Annotated in this window: 18 protein-coding genes; 17 read left to right on the plus strand and 1 reads right to left on the minus strand. The window is 32.2% G+C overall.

Annotated elements, in window-relative coordinates; genetic code table 11:
• The first annotated feature begins 1 nt into the window (after position 1).
• From ASD98_RS12210 to ASD98_RS12240, 7 genes are all read left to right on the plus strand, one after another.
• Positions 2-1153 carry a formimidoylglutamase gene (locus tag ASD98_RS12210; RefSeq protein ID WP_056204967.1) on the plus strand — a complete coding sequence of 384 codons (1152 nt, stop codon included), beginning with the start codon at positions 2-4 and terminating at the stop codon, positions 1151-1153.
• Positions 1154-1416: 263 nt separating this feature from the next.
• Positions 1417-2820 carry a gliding motility lipoprotein GldK gene (gldK, locus tag ASD98_RS12215; protein WP_056204972.1) on the plus strand — a complete coding sequence of 468 codons (1404 nt, stop codon included), beginning with the start codon at positions 1417-1419 and terminating at the stop codon, positions 2818-2820.
• 72 nt (positions 2821-2892) lie between these two features.
• The gene (gene gldL / locus ASD98_RS12220) at positions 2893-3537 is read left to right on the plus strand and encodes a gliding motility protein GldL (protein WP_056204976.1); all 645 of its coding nucleotides are present in this window, start codon (positions 2893-2895) and stop codon (positions 3535-3537) included.
• Positions 3538-3589: 52 nt separating this feature from the next.
• Positions 3590-5131 (plus strand): gliding motility protein GldM, encoded by a 1542-nt coding sequence (gene gldM, locus ASD98_RS12225; protein WP_056204978.1) that lies wholly within the window; start codon positions 3590-3592, stop codon positions 5129-5131.
• 44 nt (positions 5132-5175) lie between these two features.
• On the plus strand, positions 5176-6165 hold the full coding sequence (gene gldN, locus ASD98_RS12230; protein WP_056204981.1) for a gliding motility protein GldN: 990 nt from the start codon (positions 5176-5178) through the stop codon (positions 6163-6165).
• Positions 6166-6487: 322 nt separating this feature from the next.
• On the plus strand, positions 6488-7477 hold the full coding sequence (gene gldN, locus ASD98_RS12235) for a gliding motility protein GldN (protein WP_056204986.1): 990 nt from the start codon (positions 6488-6490) through the stop codon (positions 7475-7477).
• Positions 7478-7553: 76 nt separating this feature from the next.
• Positions 7554-8627 (plus strand): FAD-binding oxidoreductase, encoded by a 1074-nt coding sequence (locus ASD98_RS12240; protein ID WP_056204989.1) that lies wholly within the window; start codon positions 7554-7556, stop codon positions 8625-8627.
• Here ASD98_RS12240 and ASD98_RS12245 read toward each other — a convergent pair.
• Positions 8608-8991, minus strand: a complete 384-nt coding sequence (locus tag ASD98_RS12245) for a DUF983 domain-containing protein (RefSeq protein ID WP_056204991.1) — start codon at positions 8989-8991, stop codon at positions 8608-8610. The genes ASD98_RS12240 and ASD98_RS12245 overlap by 20 nt on opposite strands.
• A gap of 288 nt (positions 8992-9279) precedes the next feature.
• Between ASD98_RS12245 and ASD98_RS12250 the strand changes: the two genes are divergently transcribed.
• From ASD98_RS12250 to ASD98_RS12295, 10 genes are all read left to right on the plus strand, one after another.
• Entirely contained in the window at positions 9280-9855 is a 576-nt protein-coding gene (locus tag ASD98_RS12250; protein WP_056205440.1) for a TerD family protein, read from the plus strand.
• Between the two features lie 49 nt (positions 9856-9904).
• Positions 9905-10570 (plus strand): HAD family hydrolase, encoded by a 666-nt coding sequence (locus tag ASD98_RS12255; protein WP_056204994.1) that lies wholly within the window; start codon positions 9905-9907, stop codon positions 10568-10570.
• Between the two features lie 2 nt (positions 10571-10572).
• Positions 10573-11379, plus strand: coding sequence for a phosphoribosyltransferase family protein (locus tag ASD98_RS12260; RefSeq protein WP_056204998.1), 807 nt, complete (start codon positions 10573-10575; stop codon positions 11377-11379).
• 3 nt (positions 11380-11382) lie between these two features.
• The gene (locus ASD98_RS12265; RefSeq protein ID WP_056205002.1) at positions 11383-11937 is read left to right on the plus strand and encodes a TerD family protein; all 555 of its coding nucleotides are present in this window, start codon (positions 11383-11385) and stop codon (positions 11935-11937) included.
• 4 nt (positions 11938-11941) lie between these two features.
• Positions 11942-12550: a TerD family protein gene (locus ASD98_RS12270; RefSeq protein WP_056205005.1), complete on the plus strand. Its 609-nt coding sequence runs from the start codon at positions 11942-11944 to the stop codon at positions 12548-12550.
• 4 nt (positions 12551-12554) lie between these two features.
• Complete coding sequence (locus ASD98_RS12275; RefSeq protein WP_056205009.1) at positions 12555-13643, plus strand: toxic anion resistance protein; 1089 nt, start codon at positions 12555-12557, stop codon at positions 13641-13643.
• A 93-nt stretch (positions 13644-13736) separates the two neighbouring features.
• The gene (locus ASD98_RS12280) at positions 13737-14633 is read left to right on the plus strand and encodes a hypothetical protein (RefSeq protein ID WP_242412103.1); all 897 of its coding nucleotides are present in this window, start codon (positions 13737-13739) and stop codon (positions 14631-14633) included.
• A gap of 12 nt (positions 14634-14645) precedes the next feature.
• Positions 14646-15197 (plus strand): TerD family protein, encoded by a 552-nt coding sequence (locus ASD98_RS12285; protein WP_056205015.1) that lies wholly within the window; start codon positions 14646-14648, stop codon positions 15195-15197.
• A gap of 20 nt (positions 15198-15217) precedes the next feature.
• Positions 15218-15877 carry a TerD family protein gene (locus ASD98_RS12290; RefSeq protein ID WP_056205019.1) on the plus strand — a complete coding sequence of 220 codons (660 nt, stop codon included), beginning with the start codon at positions 15218-15220 and terminating at the stop codon, positions 15875-15877.
• Complete coding sequence (locus ASD98_RS12295; RefSeq protein ID WP_056205023.1) at positions 15877-16290, plus strand: hypothetical protein; 414 nt, start codon at positions 15877-15879, stop codon at positions 16288-16290. Before ASD98_RS12290 ends, ASD98_RS12295 begins: the two co-directional genes overlap by 1 nt.
• Positions 16291-16294 lie beyond the last annotated feature (4 nt).

Raw genomic sequence — 16294 nt, forward strand, 5'->3', positions numbered from 1 at the left:
AATGGAATTTGATTTTCTAGAGCCTTTAAATGATGGAATTTTAAAATTCATTAGTTCATTGTCTTCACAAGAACTGGGAAGCAAAATTGTTTTGCATACTCAGGATCAATTTCCGGATATAAGTAAAATTAACATTGCAATTATTGGTGTTTTAGAAGACCGACGCAATATTAACATGGTAAATGAAGTTAATCTTACTACAGTTCGTAAAAAGCTTTATGGAATGTTTCCTGGAAATTGGGACGCTTCAATTGCTGATTTAGGAGATATACTTGCTGGAGATTCTGTAGAGGATACTTATTTTGCGGTAAAAAAGGTTACATCGGCATTAATTAAAAATAAAGTCATTCCTATAGTTCTAGGAGGTTCGCAGGATTTGACTTATGCTTTATATCGCGCATATGATGATTTAGAGCAGATGGTAAACATGGTTGCTGTAGATAACAGATTTGATTTTGGGAAAGAAGATGAAACGGTTTCGGCTAATTCGTACCTAACAAAAATCATAATTGATGAGCCTAATAATCTTTTCAATTACTGTAATATAGGATATCAAACGTACTATAATTCGCAGGAAGAAATTGATTTAATTGAAAAATTGTTTTTTGATGCTTACCGTTTAGGTGAGATTTCAAACAGAATAGCGCTGGCAGAGCCTGTTTTTAGAGATGCTGATTTAGTTAGCATTGATTTAAATTCAGTAAAGTCTTCAGATTCAGGAAATACAATTTCATTTGAACCAAATGGTTTTAACGGAAAAGAGATTTGTTCTTTAGCACGATATGCCGGAATTAGTGATAAAGTATCTTCATTTGGAGTATTTAATCACAATAGTACTATTCAGGAATCGCCTATTGTGGCTCAGATAGTTTGGTATTTTATTGAAGGATATCACTATCGTTCTAAAGAATACCCATTTGGAAGCAGAACGAATTATTTAAAATATATTGTTCCTTTAGAAGAGGAAGAGTTGGTTTTTTATAAAAGTGATAAAACAGAGCGTTGGTGGATCGAAATTCCATTTGAAACAAACGGCAGCAATAAACTAAAAAGAAATACGTTATTACCGTGTTCTTATGAAGAATATTTAAGCGCTTGTAATCAAGAATTACCAGAAAGATGGTGGAAAGCACAACGAAAAAATGCTTTGTAGAAGAAAATTTTAATGAAAATCTTAATTTTTTAAAGTTTTTCAAAATATTGTTAAAAAATTTAGTAAGATAAGGTTTATATATTATAAAATTTAACGTTTTACGTCGATTTTTTTAATCAGTTTGTCGATGAAATATTTTTTTTTTATTTTATTTAACATTATTTTTGAACGGTAAAATAAATTTCGCAAGTAGTATTGTTTTTTAGATAAATAATAAATACGTTTACGGACTTTTAATAATGAATAGATAATCCCAAATTTATATGAAGAAGTTTATTGCATTTGCAGCAATGTTAACACTAGTAATCGGCTGTGGTAAGTCAGGTGACAAAGGTGAATTAGTTGGTGTTACAGGAGGGAAATGGCATCCCGAGAAGCCTTATGGAATGACATTAGTTCCGGGTGGATCTTTTATTATGGGTAAATCAGATGCTGATTTAGCTAATGTAGAAGATGCTCCAACTAAAACAGTAACAGTTAGATCATTTTATATGGACGAAACTGAGATTACTAATAGTGAGTACCGTCAATTCGTAGAGTGGGTAAAAGATTCTACAATGAGAGTACGTCTTGCTATTTTGGCTGATGAAACTGGTCAAAAAAGTACTGGTGGTAAAGGTGCTAAAGGAGGAAGTATTTCTGATTATGCATTTAATGATTCTGAGCCAGATAAAATGACAGCTTACGATAAGTATATGTATGATAACTACTACAGTGTAGGGACAAAAGATGATCCGTATGCGGGTAGAAAACTAAACAAAAAAGTTAAGTTAATTAGAGACACTAAAGCTTATCCAGATGAGTATTATGCTGAGGTAATGGATTCTATGTATTTGCCAATTGAAGAATCATACAATGGTTTAAGAACAATTGATGTAAATAAATTGAAATTCCGTTATTCTTGGATGGACATTCAGGCTGCTGCAAAAGCTAAAGTTGGAAAAAGAAAAGACTTCGTTAAAACGGAACAAGTTAGCGTATATCCTGATACTACAGTTTGGATTAAAGATTTCGCTTATTCATATAATGAGCCAATGCATAATGATTATTTCTGGCACAAAGCTTACGGAGATTATCCTGTAGTTGGTGTGACTTGGAAACAAGCTAAAGCATTTTGTGCATGGAGAACTTTAAACAAAAACAGCTATATTAAATCTAAGAAAAAAGGACGTGACCTGGTTAACGCATTCAGACTTCCAACAGAAGCAGAATGGGAGTATGCTGCAAGAGGTGGTCTGGAGTCTGGTACTTACCCTTGGGGAGGTCCTTACACTAAGAGTGACAGAGGATGTTTTATGGCAAACTTTAAGCCTAACAGAGGAGATTATGCTGCTGATGAAGCTTTATATACTGTTGAAGCAAAATCTTACGAACAAAACGGATACGGATTATATAACATGGCAGGAAATGTTTCAGAGTGGACAGATTCAGCTTACAATCCAAACGCATACGAGTATGTTTCTACAATGAACCCTAACGTAATTGATGGAAACAACCAAAGAAAAGTGGTTCGTGGAGGATCTTGGAAAGACGTTGCTTATTTCCTACAAGTAAGTACTCGTGATCACGAATATGCTGATTCTGCAAGAAGTTATATCGGTTTCAGAACTGTACAAGATTACATGGGAACTCAAGTAACTGGAAACGGAACTGGTAAAAAGAAATAGTAATTTATAATTAAATCAATACAATAACCAAATCGAATCTATTTTAAAATTAAAACCTAAAAAAAAATTATTATGGCATTATTAAGTAAAAAAGCAATGAATTTCGCTTATGGTATGGGAGCGGCAGTAGTAATCGTTGGAGCATTATTCAAAATTACTCACTTTGAAATTGGACCATTAACAGGAACAGTTATGCTTTCAGTTGGTCTATTGACTGAGGCGTTAATCTTCGCGTTATCTGCTTTTGAACCAGTTGAAGACGAGTTGGATTGGACTCTTGTTTACCCAGAATTAGCTAACGGACAAGCTAGAAAAAAAGCTGATAAACCTGAAACAACTGATGCCCAGGGATTATTATCTCAAAAATTAGATGCAATGTTAAAAGAAGCTAAAGTTGACGGTGAGTTAATGGCAAGCTTAGGAAACAGTATCAAAAACTTCGAAGGAGCTGCTAAAGCAATTTCTCCAACAGTTGACTCTATTGCAGGACAAAAGAAATATTCTGAAGAATTATCTGTTGCTGCTGCTCAAATGGAATCATTAAACAGTTTATACAAAGTACAATTAGAAAGTGCAGCAAGAAATGCTGAAGCTAATAAAGAAATCGCTGATAACGCATCTAAATTAAAAGAACAAATGGCGTCTATGACTGCAAACATTGCTTCTTTAAATAGTGTTTATGGTGGTATGCTTTCTGCAATGAGTAACAAAGGATAATTAGTTTTTAACTATTATATTAAAATTATTAATAAGAACTAATTAGAAAAAAATGGCAGGAGGAAAATTAACCCCTAGACAGAAGATGATTAACCTGATGTATCTGGTTTTCATCGCGATGTTAGCAATGAACGTATCAAAAGAAGTAATTTCTGCTTTTGGTTTGATGAATGAAAAATTTGAAGCTGCAAACACTTCTTCAGTTACAACAAACGAAGGTTTATTATCATCTTTGGATCAAAAAGCCGCTGAAGCAAAAGGAGAATTTGCTATTGCTGCAGTTACAGCTCACAAAGTTGAAGCAATCTCAAAAGAATTTTACGATTACATCGGTACTTTAAAAGCTCAGTCTATCAAAGGATTTGAAGTTGAAAAAGAAACTGGAAAATTACCATATGAAGCTATGGATAGAGGTGATAACATCGACGACTGGTTTACAGGAGACGGTTACACTAAAAAAGGTAACGAGATCATCGCTAAAATTGAAAAATACAAAGCAGATTTAAAAGCTGCTTTAGGAACAGATAAAAAGTATGCTAACATTATTGCAGAAGTTGAAAAGAAATTTGATGTTTCTGAAGTAAAAAACAAAGAAGGTATAAAAGAAAAATACTTAGCTTACCACTTTAAAGGTTTCCCTGCAATTGCATCTGCTGCTAAACTTTCAGCTTGGCAGAATGACGTTAAAAAGGCAGAAACTGATGTTTACAACAGTGCTTTAGGGAAAGCTGCAGTTGCTGCTGCTTCTTATAGCAACTACCAGGCAATCGTTGTTTTAGACAAAAATGCTTATTTCCAAGGAGAAAAGGTTACTGGTAAAGTAGTTTTAGGTCGTTATGACGAAAACACAAAACCAACTTCTTTCCAAGGTCCTGGACAAATTGTTAACGGACAAGCTGTTATCTCTTTAACTGCTGGTGGTGTAGGTGAACAAAACATTAATGGACAATTTACTTTCTTAGAAGACGGTAAAAATATTCCTTTGAAATTTAAAGGAACTTACGTTGTAGTTCCAAGACCAAACTCAGCTACGATTTCTGCTGATAAAATGAATGTAGTGTATAGAGGAGTTGTTAACCCAATCTCTGTATCATTTGCAGGAGTTGATGCTAACAAAATTTCTGCTAGTGCTCCAGGATTATCTTCAGCTGGTAAACCAGGTAAATATAACATGAGCCCAGGTTCAGGTACAGAAGCTACAATTTCTGTAACAGGAACATTACCAAACGGAGATAAAGTTACTGATAAGAAATCATTCAGAATTAAAGGTATTCCTGGACCAACAGGAACAATTAGAGGGGAAATGGGAGTTGTTAAAGGTCCTAGATCTAACTTAGAAATTGCTACTATTGGTGCTAAATTACTTGATTTTGATTTTGAAGTTGGTTTAGATGTTGTTGGATTTAATATGAAAATTGCTGGACAGCCTACAGTTGTTGTTACTGGTAATAGATTAAATGCACAATGTAAGCAAGTACTTTCAAGAGCAGGTAAAGGAGATCAAGTTACTATTTCTGAAATTAAAACTAAACTTGTTGGAGCTGGTAGTTATTTATTACCAAGAACTGCTCCGGTAATTTATGAAATACAATAATTAAGTACTGAAATCTTCAGTCAATATCTTATAATAATACCACGATGAAAGTAAGAAATTTTTTAATAGCTATTGTTCTAATCGCTGGAGGTTTTGCTTCTAATGCGCAATCAAATTTGCTAAATGCAAAAACGCCTGCCCAAATTGGGCTTAAAACTCCTGCGCAACTTATCTCTGATAATGATAAGCCTTTAGCTTACGGTTATGTAGATGATAGAGATATCTTGATGGGTAAAACAACTTGGGAGATTATTGACTTAAATGAAAAGATCAATTTCCCTATGTATTTTCCAGTAGATACTGCTAATATTGGTTCTGATAGACGTTCATTATATGATGTTTTGACGAAAGCCGTTAAAAAAGGCAAAATAACTGAGGTTTATTCTGATAGTTATTTCAATACTAAAAAATCTATGAAAGACATCGAAGGTGCATTATCTCGTATTGACACAACAGATGCTGGTAGAGAACTTATCAACCAATATCCAGATGACTATAAAGCACGTGTTGTTAAGAAAAAAGTAGTTACTGGTACTGGTAAAAAGAAAGTTGTTACTTATGTAGACGAAACAGTTGGACCAACAAGAACAGTTCCTGCTGAATATATCTTAAAGCAAGATCTTACTGCTGCGGATGTTACTCAGTATAAAATTAAAGGATACTGGTATTTTGATAAACGTCAAAGTGAATTAAAATATCGTTTACTTGGAATCTGCCCTGTAACTCCAGACGTTTATACTATGAATAGTGACGAAAAGGATTATATCGAATTATTTTGGGTTTTCTTCCCAAATGCGCGAGGGGTTCTTCATGATGCAAAAGCTTTCAATGATAGCAATTCGGCTCTTCCAATTTCATTCGATCAAATTTTAAATTCAAGACGTTTTAATGCGATTGTCTATAAAGAAGAAAACTTGTACCAAGATCGTGAGATCAAAGAATACATGAAAGATAACGCACAAAATCAGTTATTAGAATCTGAAAGAGTAAAAGAGAAGATTCGTAACTTCGAACAAGATATGTGGAACTACTAAGTTCTAAAATTAAATTATAAGAAAAACTCTTACTGCTAACGTAGTAAGAGTTTTTTTTTGTTATGTCACAGTGATATTTACTATTTAATTTTAATAAATTATAGGTTTTCAAAAAAACAGAATAGCAGAAGAAGATATTCTAAAGTTCATGATTTTATTTTGTAATTATCAGATTTTTAATGGTTTGTATTGTATTGGCTAATAGTTTATTGAAATTAATTTCTAAATTTGTAATTATAATTTCTATAATTCGATATTATTGTAAGAAAAATAACAATATTATGCATCAAACTGCGTTTAGTTTATTATAAAAAATATTATGATGAAAGTGAAAAGTTTTTTAATGGTTATTGTTTTTATTGCTGGCGGTATTATTTCTAATGCTCAATCTAATTTACTGAATGCTAAAACAGCAGACCAAATTGGGCTTAAAACAGCTGCGCAGCTTATCTCAGATAATGATAAGCCTTTAGCTTATGGCTATGTAGATGATCGTGATGTTTTAATGGGAAAAACTACTTGGGAGATTATTGATTTAAATGAAAAAATCAACTTTCCTTTATATTTTCCTGTAGATACTGTCAATATTGGTTCCGACAGGCGTTCACTTTATGATGTGTTAACGAAAGGAATCAGACAAGGAAAAATAACCGAAGTTTATACAGATAGTTATTTCAATACCAAAAAATCTATGAAAGACATAGATGGCTCATTAACTCGTATTGATACAACAGATGCTGGTAGAGAACTTATAAATCAATACCCTGACGATTATCGAACACGTGTTGTAAAGAAAAAAGTAGTTACCGGTACTGGTAAAAAGAAAGTTGTTACTTATGTTGATCAAACAGTTGGGCCAACAAGAACAGTTCCTGCTGAATATATTTTAAGACAGGATCTTACAGCTGCAGATGTTTCACAATACAAAGTAAAAGGATATTGGTATTTTGATAAACGCCAAAGCGAATTGAAATATCGCTTACTTGGAATCTGCCCAGTAACACCAGATGTTTATACGATGAATAGTGACGAAAAAGACTATATTGAATTATTTTGGGTTTTCTTTCCAAATGCGCGAACGGTACTTCATGAAGCAAAAGCTTTTAATGACAGTAATTCGGCACTTCCAATTTCATTTGATCAAATACTTAATTCAAGACGTTTTAATGCAATTGTTTATAAAGAGGAGAATATGTATGGAGATCGAGAGATTAAGGATTACATGAAAGATAATGCGCAGAATCAGCTGCTAGAATCTGACAGAGTAAAAGAGAAGATTCGTAATTTTGAGGAAGACATGTGGAACTACTAAATATCTAAACTAATTATAAGAAAAACTCTTACTACATTTGCAGTAAGAGTTTTTTTATTTTATCTATACATTTACAATGCTTGATTATTTAATCGTCGGATCTGGGTTAGCTGGTATTTCTTTTGCGGAAGTTGCCCTTAAAAACAATAAGACCATATTAGTTCTCGATAATAAATCTCAAAACTCATCCAGAGTTGCAGGTGGTTTATACAATCCGGTTATTTTAAAGCGCTTTAGTGAAGTTTGGAACGCTCAGGAGCAACTTGATTTGATGAACGATTTCTATAATCAAATCGAAGATAAATTGAAGGAGAAATTTAATTTTAAAATGCCCGTTTTAAGAAAATTTTTCTCTATTGAAGAGCAAAATAACTGGTTTGCAGCTTCAGATAAAATTAACTTAGCCCCTTTTTTATCTACCAAGTTAATTTCCAGAAAATACAATAGTATTGATTCTCCATACGATTACGGAGAAGTTTTGCATACAGGTTATATTAATACGGCTTTATTGGTAGATACTTACAAAGAATATTTAATTGCAAATAATTTATTTCTTGAAGAATCTTTTAACAGCAGTTATATAGAGTTTTTAGAATCTGGAATTCAATATAAAAATATTCAGGCGAAGCATATCATTTTTGCAGAAGGATTTGGACTTCTTAAGAATCCTTTTTTTAATTATCTGCCGTTAGATGGTACAAAGGGAGAGCTGTTTATCATAAAAGCACCAAGTTTAAACCTGGATGTAATCGTAAATACGAGTGTTTTTATTTTACCATTAGGAGATGATTTGTTTAAAGTAGGCGCAACTTACAATTGGCATGATAAAACAGATACTCCTACAGAAGAAGGTAAGCAGGAACTTTTAGATCGTATAAAGGAAATTATAACCTGTGATTTTGAAATTATCAAACATTTTGGAGGAGTTCGCCCAACAGTTGCAGACAGAAGGCCTTTGGTTGGAACACATGAAATATATAAATCTATACACGTTCTAAACGGATTAGGAACACGTGGCGTTATGCTTGGCCCGGCAATGGCACAGACATTATATAATCATATTGAAAACGGAACTCCCATAGACCGCGAAGCAGATATCAAGCGATTTCATAAAAGATATTTAAAATCTCTTATTCCTGGCCGGCCTTAGGATCATAAGAAATAAACATGTTAATATATAGATTTCGGGAAAGTCGCAATACAAACGGAAACAATACAATCAGCGTAATGACTATTGCGATAAAAGATTCTCCTATACTTGCTCCAAAAAACACAAATGAAATGATAAAGGCAGCAATTCCTACAGCAACATTCAATCCATAACTCACATACATTGCACCATAGAAAAACGATGGTTCAATTTGATATTTTAAACCGCAATGACTACAATTGTCGTTCATTTTTAGAACTTTAGTCAAATGAAGCGGATTTTTGTCTGAATACATGCTCTCTTTTTGGCATTTCGGACAACTTCCTGTTAAAATACTATTTAGTTTGGATCCTTTTTTTAACATGCGTAAAGTAATAATTGTTTTATGCTTCTTAATGCGTCTTGACTACGAATTTAATCAAAAAGATAAGAATTATTTGGAGATTCTGTCTTAAGAACATTCCTGCAAATATATAGCTTTACTTTTATTTTTCGGGGCTGAATTTTTAAAGTTTTAGATACTGGAAGGCTTTTGTTCACTACAAATCTAATTTTGTTAATAAGTATTTTCTCTTTTACGGAAACCCTCATTTTTACTTAGTTTGCTTTTTTGTATCATTGTATGTTTTTAAAATTTATAAATGATATTATAATGGCAATAAATTTGCAAAAAGGACAAAAAATTGATATTGGTTTGTCTAAAATCTCTGTTGGATTAGGATGGGATCCTAATGAAGGAACAGGACATGATTTCGATTTGGATGCTTCTGCAATCATGATCAATTCTGATCGTAAATTATTAGGTGAAAGTTATTTCATTTTCTATAATAATTTAAAATCTCCAGACGGTTCATTGGAACATACAGGTGACGACCCAACTGGCGGTAACAGTGATGGCGATGATGATGAAGCTATTAAGGTAGATTTGACTAAAATCGATGAAAATGTGCAGGAGATTCTTTTTGTAGTAACGATTGAAGATTTTGAAAGAAGAAAACAAAATTTCGGGCAAGTAAGAAATTCTTATATCAGAATTGTTGATGATTCTAACGGACAGGAAATTGCCAAATATGAATTGGATGAAGATTTTTCAATTGAAACCGGCGTTGAATTTGGAAGATTATACAAGCGTAATGATCAATGGAGATTTGAAGCTTCAGGAATTGGTTATAGAGCAGATTTAGGATTTTTTCTTGAGAAATATTATTCAGGAGAAATCATTAAGTAATATCAATAAAGCGATTCCTGGATATTAAATCGCTGTTTAAAACAATATTTTGAAAATAGATTACAAAAATTACAGTCATATTTCTTTTGATTTGTGGCTCACCTTGATTAAGTCTAATCCTGAATTTAAAAAAAAGAGAAACTTATTGTTCAGGGATTTTTTTGAGGCGAACTGCCCGATAGAAAAAGTAAATGAAGTTGTTAGATATTATGACGTTTTGTGTAACAATATTAACGAAAAAACAGGGTTAAATTTAAGTACGTATGAAATTTATTACTTAATTTTAAACGCTCTTGAAGTTGATTTGCATGCAAATGGAGCTGAACGGTTAGGAGAATTTTATCAAGAAACTGAACATTTGTTTTTTGAATATAAACCTGATTTGATATTTCCGGATATTAAGCTTCAGTTTGAAAAAATGGTTGCAGAAGGGAAATCAATTAATATATTGAGTAATACTGGATTTATAAAAGGAAAAAGTCTTAGAAAACTTTTGTCCCATTATGAGTTGACAGATTCTATTTCTTTTCAGGTATACTCTGATGAAGTAGGTTTTTCAAAGCCCAACAATGAAATATTTCAATTGGTTTTTGATCAGGTTAATAATTCAAAAAAAGTACAAAAAAATGAAATTCTGCATATTGGAGATAACAGTATTGCAGATTATAATGGCGCAATAAACTTTGGTTTTGAGGCGCATTTATTAAAAATATAAAAGTGAATAAAAGTTACAGTTTACATAAAATTAATGAAAATGAAAATTGCCCCTTTAAAGAGGCAGAATACAGCCGATTTAAATTTGGAGATAAATCTTATGCAGAAAAATTTGCCAAAGAATTGTTTGCAGGCTTTGTCAATCAATTTGAAGATTTGATTTTATCAAGAGAGGAGATTGTTATTTTACCAAGTCCTTACTTGTCAATACCAACAGCATCTAATTTTTTATGTTACTATTTTAAAAAAGAACTAAACAGTTTCTTATTTAAGAATGGGAAAAAGGCAAGTGTAGAATCAAAAATCTACAGAAATCAGACTTATGTAACAGATTATGGAAATCTTGATTTTGAAGAAAGAGTTAAATTGATATCGAACGATACGTATTATATTGATCGAAATTTTATCAATGACAAACTTTGCATTTTTGTTGATGATATTAAAATTACAGGCAGCCATGAGCATACTGTAAATAAGATATTGAATCAATATAGTGTTAATGGAGATTTCATTTTTGTTTATTTTGCTGAATTGATAAATAAAGACATTCACCCAAAAATCGAAAACTACTATAATTACTACGCAGTTAAAAATGTTGAAGATATTGTAAACATTATTAACAGCTCATCTTTTCAATATAACACCAGAATTGTAAAATATATTTTGAGTTTAAATGAAGAACAATTTTGTTTCTTAATTGATAACATCTCAGAAGAAAAGAGCAATGATTTATTTCATTTGGCAATCAGCAATAATTACCACCAGATTTTAGAATACAAAACAAACATTAATGTTATAAAAATAGATTAAACTATGGCTATCAATTTACAAAAAGGACAACGCGAAAATATTAACGCACCAAAGTTTACGATTGGTTTAGGATGGGATACAAACAGCAGCAGTACAGGTTCAGGTTTTGATCTTGATGCTTCGGTTTTTATTTTAGGTGATAATAGAAAAATCATATCTGATTCACATTTCGTTTTTTATAATAACCTTAAATCTCCAGATGAAGCGGTTATTCATACAGGTGACAACCTTACAGGAGACGGAGAAGGAGACGATGAACAAGTAAAAATTGACTTAACAAAAATAAACCCTGCTGTAAAAGAAATCTGCATTGTAGTAACTATTCACGACGCAGTAGACAGAAAACAAAACTTTGGGCAAGTTAGAAATTCTTTCATTCGAATTGTAGATGACAGCAATAATACCGAAATGGTTAAATATGAATTAGAAGAAGATTTTTCAATTGAAACCGCAGTTGAATTTGGAAGAATTTACAACAAAGACGGACAGTGGAAATTTGAAGCAATGGGTGTTGGAATGAAAGGCGGATTAGAAGATTATTTAAATAAATACAACTAAAAACATGGCAATTAATTTAGAAAAAGGGCAACGTATTAATCTTGAAAAAAGTAACGGAAGTAAATTACAAAACATTTGTGTAGGTGTAAACTGGGGCGCAATTGAGAAAAAAGGATTTTTTGGTACCAAAAAAGAAGCGGTAGATTTAGACGCCAGCTGTGCTGTTTATGATGAAAAAAAATCTCATATCGATTCAGTAAACTTTAGAAAACTAATTTCAAATGATCGTGCTATCAAACATAGTGGTGATGATTTAACAGGAGATTTAAATGGTGATGACGGTTTAGATAATGAAGTTATTACTCTGGATTTTACACAATTGTCTCCTTCTGCAAATTATGTAGCTTTTTTTATTAATAGTTTCAGAGGACAAGACTTTAAAGATATTCCTTTTGCATCTATCCGTATTTACGAAGGAACTCCAACAAGAGTAAGTCAGGAATTTGCTCGTTTTGATGTTGCTAACGATGCCACTTTTGCCGGAAATGTTTCGATGGTTTTAGGTGTGTTTTATAAAAGAAATGACGAATGGAAATTTAGTGCAGTAGGAGTTCCTACAAGCGATAAAAAGTTAGAACAGACTATAATTACAATTCAGCAAAATCATTTATAATAAAATGGAAGAAAATCAATTAGTTACGCAGGAAAATACTTCTTTGATTGACAAAGATGGTAATGTGAACTTAACTTCAATCACAGAAGCTGAAGTAAATAGTTATAAGTCTATTTCGAATCAGTTAAATGAAAATGATGCGAACTCAATCCTAAATTACGGTGCTGACATTCAGAATTCTATCGCGAAACAAAGTGATACTTTTTTAACTAATGTCAGAACCTATAATTCTGGAGAAGTAGGAACTTTGATTAATGATCTATTAACAGAATTAAATTATATAGATGTTGACCAGATTGATCAGGGACCGTTTAAAAGATTTCTTTCTAAAATTCCATTGCTAAACAAATTAGTAATAGATGTAAAAAAACTGTTCCAGCAATACGATAAAATTACGGTTAATATCGAAAAAATCAGTAATAAGGTTAAGGCCGGAATGATCAATTCTGCAAAAGACAACAGTGCACTTCAAACCATGTTTGATGGCAACGTAGGTCTTATTAAAGAAATGGAAAAACATATTATTGCAGGACAGATTCGTTTTAAAGAATTGAACGAAGAACTTGCTGTAATGGAAGGTAATCCAACACAATATCAGGATTATCAAATTTCTGATAAAAGAAACTTTATCAATCGTCTGGACAAACGTCTGGCCGATATGAAAATTGTTCGTTTTATTATGCTGCAGTCTTTGGCACAAATTCGTGTTGTACAAAATAACAACACATCTATTGCCGAAAAAGCACAGTCTATCCTAACCACTACAATGCCGGTTTGGAAAAACCAGCTTACTCTTGCTGTGGCACTTCAAAGACAAAAACAAAATATTGAAGTTCAGAGAAAAGTATCAGAAACAACCAATACTATTTTGCAGAAAAATGCTGAAATGCTGAAACAAAACAGTATTGAAGTGGCAAAAGAAAATGAAAAAACAGTGGTGTCTTTAGAAACGTTAAAGATGACTACAAAATCGTTAATAGATACTTTAACCGAAGTAAAACAAATTCACGAGCAAGGTACAGAAACAAGAAGACAGCTTGACGCAGGATTACAAAGCCTTGAAACAGAATTAAGAAAAGGGGTTATAAGTTAGTAGAACAAGGAAGGAATTAATGGAATGCAAGAGGAAGAGGAAAGGTACGTTCAAATAATAAAAGATAGTAACAGAAAACTAGTGGTTTTAAAATTGTTATCCAATTTTTTTAACCACAAGGATTTTGTTGGCGTTTTAGTAAGAACAAAAGTAATTCATTCTCTTTTTCAAAAGAACCAGACGTTAGATATTAATAAGCTAGAATTATTTCATATTCAATTTACAAATAGTCTGATTGAGCTGTTTCAAAAGATAAAAAAATCAAAAGAGCAGCAGTACACTCTTGTCTCAGATGAGATATACATCAATGCTGATATCATTTCAAAACTGGATTTTGAAATTGGAGAAGAAAAATTCGTTGATCAGGCAAGGGAACATGCGCAGAAAATGTCAAAAAAAATTGAACAGCTGTATCATATTTTGGCATCAGATGCTAATAATTCTTTGGATTGGCATGATATAATGTCTTTTTCTGATGGAGTTAAATCAGAATATTACAGAGAAATAAGCATTGAACAATATGAAAAACTAGCCGGCGTTAACAGAACCTTATATGAAAATAAGTATGCAAAATTCGAAAGAAAACTTCTGGGCAGGCTAAACATACTTAATTTTAAAATTAAGTTTTTATGCGGTTTGGTTTGTAATAATGAGATTGTTGAAGTTTACGAATTTAGGGACTCGAATGATAAGTTCATTTTTATAGGAAACGAGAAAGCATTTTATTTTCTTGAAGACGACGAAGCAAAACAAGTCGATTTGTCTAAAAATAATTCTGCCAAAGGAGAAATTATAGCACAATTGAAACATAAAAATGCTTTGCTGGAATCAGAACTAAGCACGATTAAAACGTCTCTGCCTGAAAGTGTACTCGAAGTATTAAAAGATTACTTAAACAAAATTTCATCTGTAGACTTTTTGGAAGATTTACAAAATGTTGATGAGCAGACGAATATTTTAAAAACAATGTTGAATATTAATATTAATTAAAGAATAAATAAAATGGCAATTAACTTAGAAAAAGGTCAAAGACAAAGTATTGACGCACCAAAATTTACAGTGGGACTTGGCTGGGACAGTAATTCCAGTAATACAGGATCAGAATTTGATTTAGATGCTTCAGTTTTTTTGGTTGGTGCAAATGGCAAAATTCCAAATGACAACCATTTCGTTTATTATAATAATTTAAAATCTCCTGACGGAGCAGTAACTCATACCGGTGACAACCTAACAGGCGCTGGAGATGGAGATGATGAAAAAATACAAATTGATTTATCTACAATATCTCCGGATGTTCATGAGATTTCATTTGTGGTAACAATTCATCATGCCGATACTAAAAGACAAAACTTTGGGCAAATAAGAAATTCATATATCAGGATTTTGGATCAAACCAATACAGAATTAGTTAAGTATGAACTTGATGAAGATTTTTCGATCGAGACTGCAGTTGAGTTTGGAAGAATTTATAAAAGAAACAACGAGTGGAAATTTGAAGCAGTTGGTATTGGAATGAAAGGCGGCTTACAAGATTATTTAAATAAATATAATTAACTTAAACCCTATTAAAAACTATGGCAATTAACTTAACCAAAGGACAAAAAATTGATTTAAGAAAAACAAGCGGTGAAACACTAACAAACTTTTGTGTTGGTGTAAACTGGGGAGCAATTGAAACAAAAGGATTCTTAGGATTATCAAAAAATGTAACAGAAATCGATTTAGATTTGAGCTGTGTACTTATTGACGATCAAAACAAACTTTGCGACCACTTATATTCTCCTTTATACAGAGTCGAAGTATTACAGCAATTTGGCCTTCCAAAAGGTAAATTGGTAAGTATTGACGGTGCTCTTAAACACACTGGTGATGACCTTGCAGGTGATACAGGTGGAGATGACGGTTTAGATAATGAAATTATAACTGTCGACCTTTCTAAAGTTGATGCCAAAGTAAATCAAATTTTCTTCTTTTTAAATAATGCAGGAAAAGAAGATTTCGCTCAAATTCCATATGCAAAAATCAGAATGTATGAAGGAACTCCAACAAGAGTAGTTTCTGAATTTGCCTCTTACAACGTTTCTGCAGATTCTCAATACGTAAACAAACGCTCAATTATTATGGGTAAATTATACAAACGTAATGGCGAATGGAAATTTAGCGCAATTGGAGATCCAACAGATGATACATTTTTAGGACAGACTATTCATAAAATTGTTCAGTCGTACCTGTAATGGAAATCAAAAATATCGAAGGACTAAGAGTTTCGCAAGTTCGGGATTTAGTTCAGCAGGGAGGTAAATTTGTGGTTTTTCCATACACTGTTTCATTTATATTAATGACCTTAAAAAAAAGTTCTGATATTTATTTTATCAGACCTGATGAAAATACATTTAAGTATTCTTACGGTTATGTATTCCTTAATTTAATTGTGGGTTGGTGGGGATTTCCGTGGGGGCCAATTTATACAATAGGTTCGGCTTATCATCATATAGTAGGAGGAAAAGATTTAACTCAGGCTGTTATGAGTCATCTGGCACAACATGATCCTGAAGCGAATACTAATACCTACAATATTAATGGTATTGAGAGTTCTAATCAGGGAGATGCTACTGCTGAAACCCCAACTTATAATATTCCTGTATAAAAAA

It is taken from the genome of Flavobacterium sp. Root186 (assembly GCF_001428525.1).
Taxonomy (GTDB): Bacteria; Bacteroidota; Bacteroidia; order Flavobacteriales; family Flavobacteriaceae; genus Flavobacterium.

Bases quoted from the DNA above. Each gene is read 5' to 3' on its own strand.
- ASD98_RS12250 (WP_056205440.1), top strand. From the start codon at position 9,280: ATGGCAATAAATTTGCAAAAAGGACAAAAAATTGATATTGGTTTGTCT.
- ASD98_RS12295 (WP_056205023.1), top strand. From the start codon at position 15,877: ATGGAAATCAAAAATATCGAAGGACTAAGAGTTTCGCAAGTTCGGGAT.
- ASD98_RS12245 (WP_056204991.1), bottom strand. From the start codon at position 8,991: ATGTTAAAAAAAGGATCCAAACTAAATAGTATTTTAACAGGAAGTTGT.
- gldK (WP_056204972.1), top strand. From the start codon at position 1,417: ATGAAGAAGTTTATTGCATTTGCAGCAATGTTAACACTAGTAATCGGC.
- ASD98_RS12290 (WP_056205019.1), top strand. From the start codon at position 15,218: ATGGCAATTAACTTAACCAAAGGACAAAAAATTGATTTAAGAAAAACA.
- ASD98_RS12275 (WP_056205009.1), top strand. From the start codon at position 12,555: ATGGAAGAAAATCAATTAGTTACGCAGGAAAATACTTCTTTGATTGAC.
- ASD98_RS12240 (WP_056204989.1), top strand. From the start codon at position 7,554: ATGCTTGATTATTTAATCGTCGGATCTGGGTTAGCTGGTATTTCTTTT.
- gldN (WP_056204981.1), top strand. From the start codon at position 5,176: ATGAAAGTAAGAAATTTTTTAATAGCTATTGTTCTAATCGCTGGAGGT.
- ASD98_RS12210 (WP_056204967.1), top strand. From the start codon at position 2: ATGGAATTTGATTTTCTAGAGCCTTTAAATGATGGAATTTTAAAATTC.
- gldL (WP_056204976.1), top strand. From the start codon at position 2,893: ATGGCATTATTAAGTAAAAAAGCAATGAATTTCGCTTATGGTATGGGA.
- ASD98_RS12265 (WP_056205002.1), top strand. From the start codon at position 11,383: ATGGCTATCAATTTACAAAAAGGACAACGCGAAAATATTAACGCACCA.
- gldN (WP_056204986.1), top strand. From the start codon at position 6,488: ATGAAAGTGAAAAGTTTTTTAATGGTTATTGTTTTTATTGCTGGCGGT.
- gldM (WP_056204978.1), top strand. From the start codon at position 3,590: ATGGCAGGAGGAAAATTAACCCCTAGACAGAAGATGATTAACCTGATG.
- ASD98_RS12285 (WP_056205015.1), top strand. From the start codon at position 14,646: ATGGCAATTAACTTAGAAAAAGGTCAAAGACAAAGTATTGACGCACCA.
- ASD98_RS12270 (WP_056205005.1), top strand. From the start codon at position 11,942: ATGGCAATTAATTTAGAAAAAGGGCAACGTATTAATCTTGAAAAAAGT.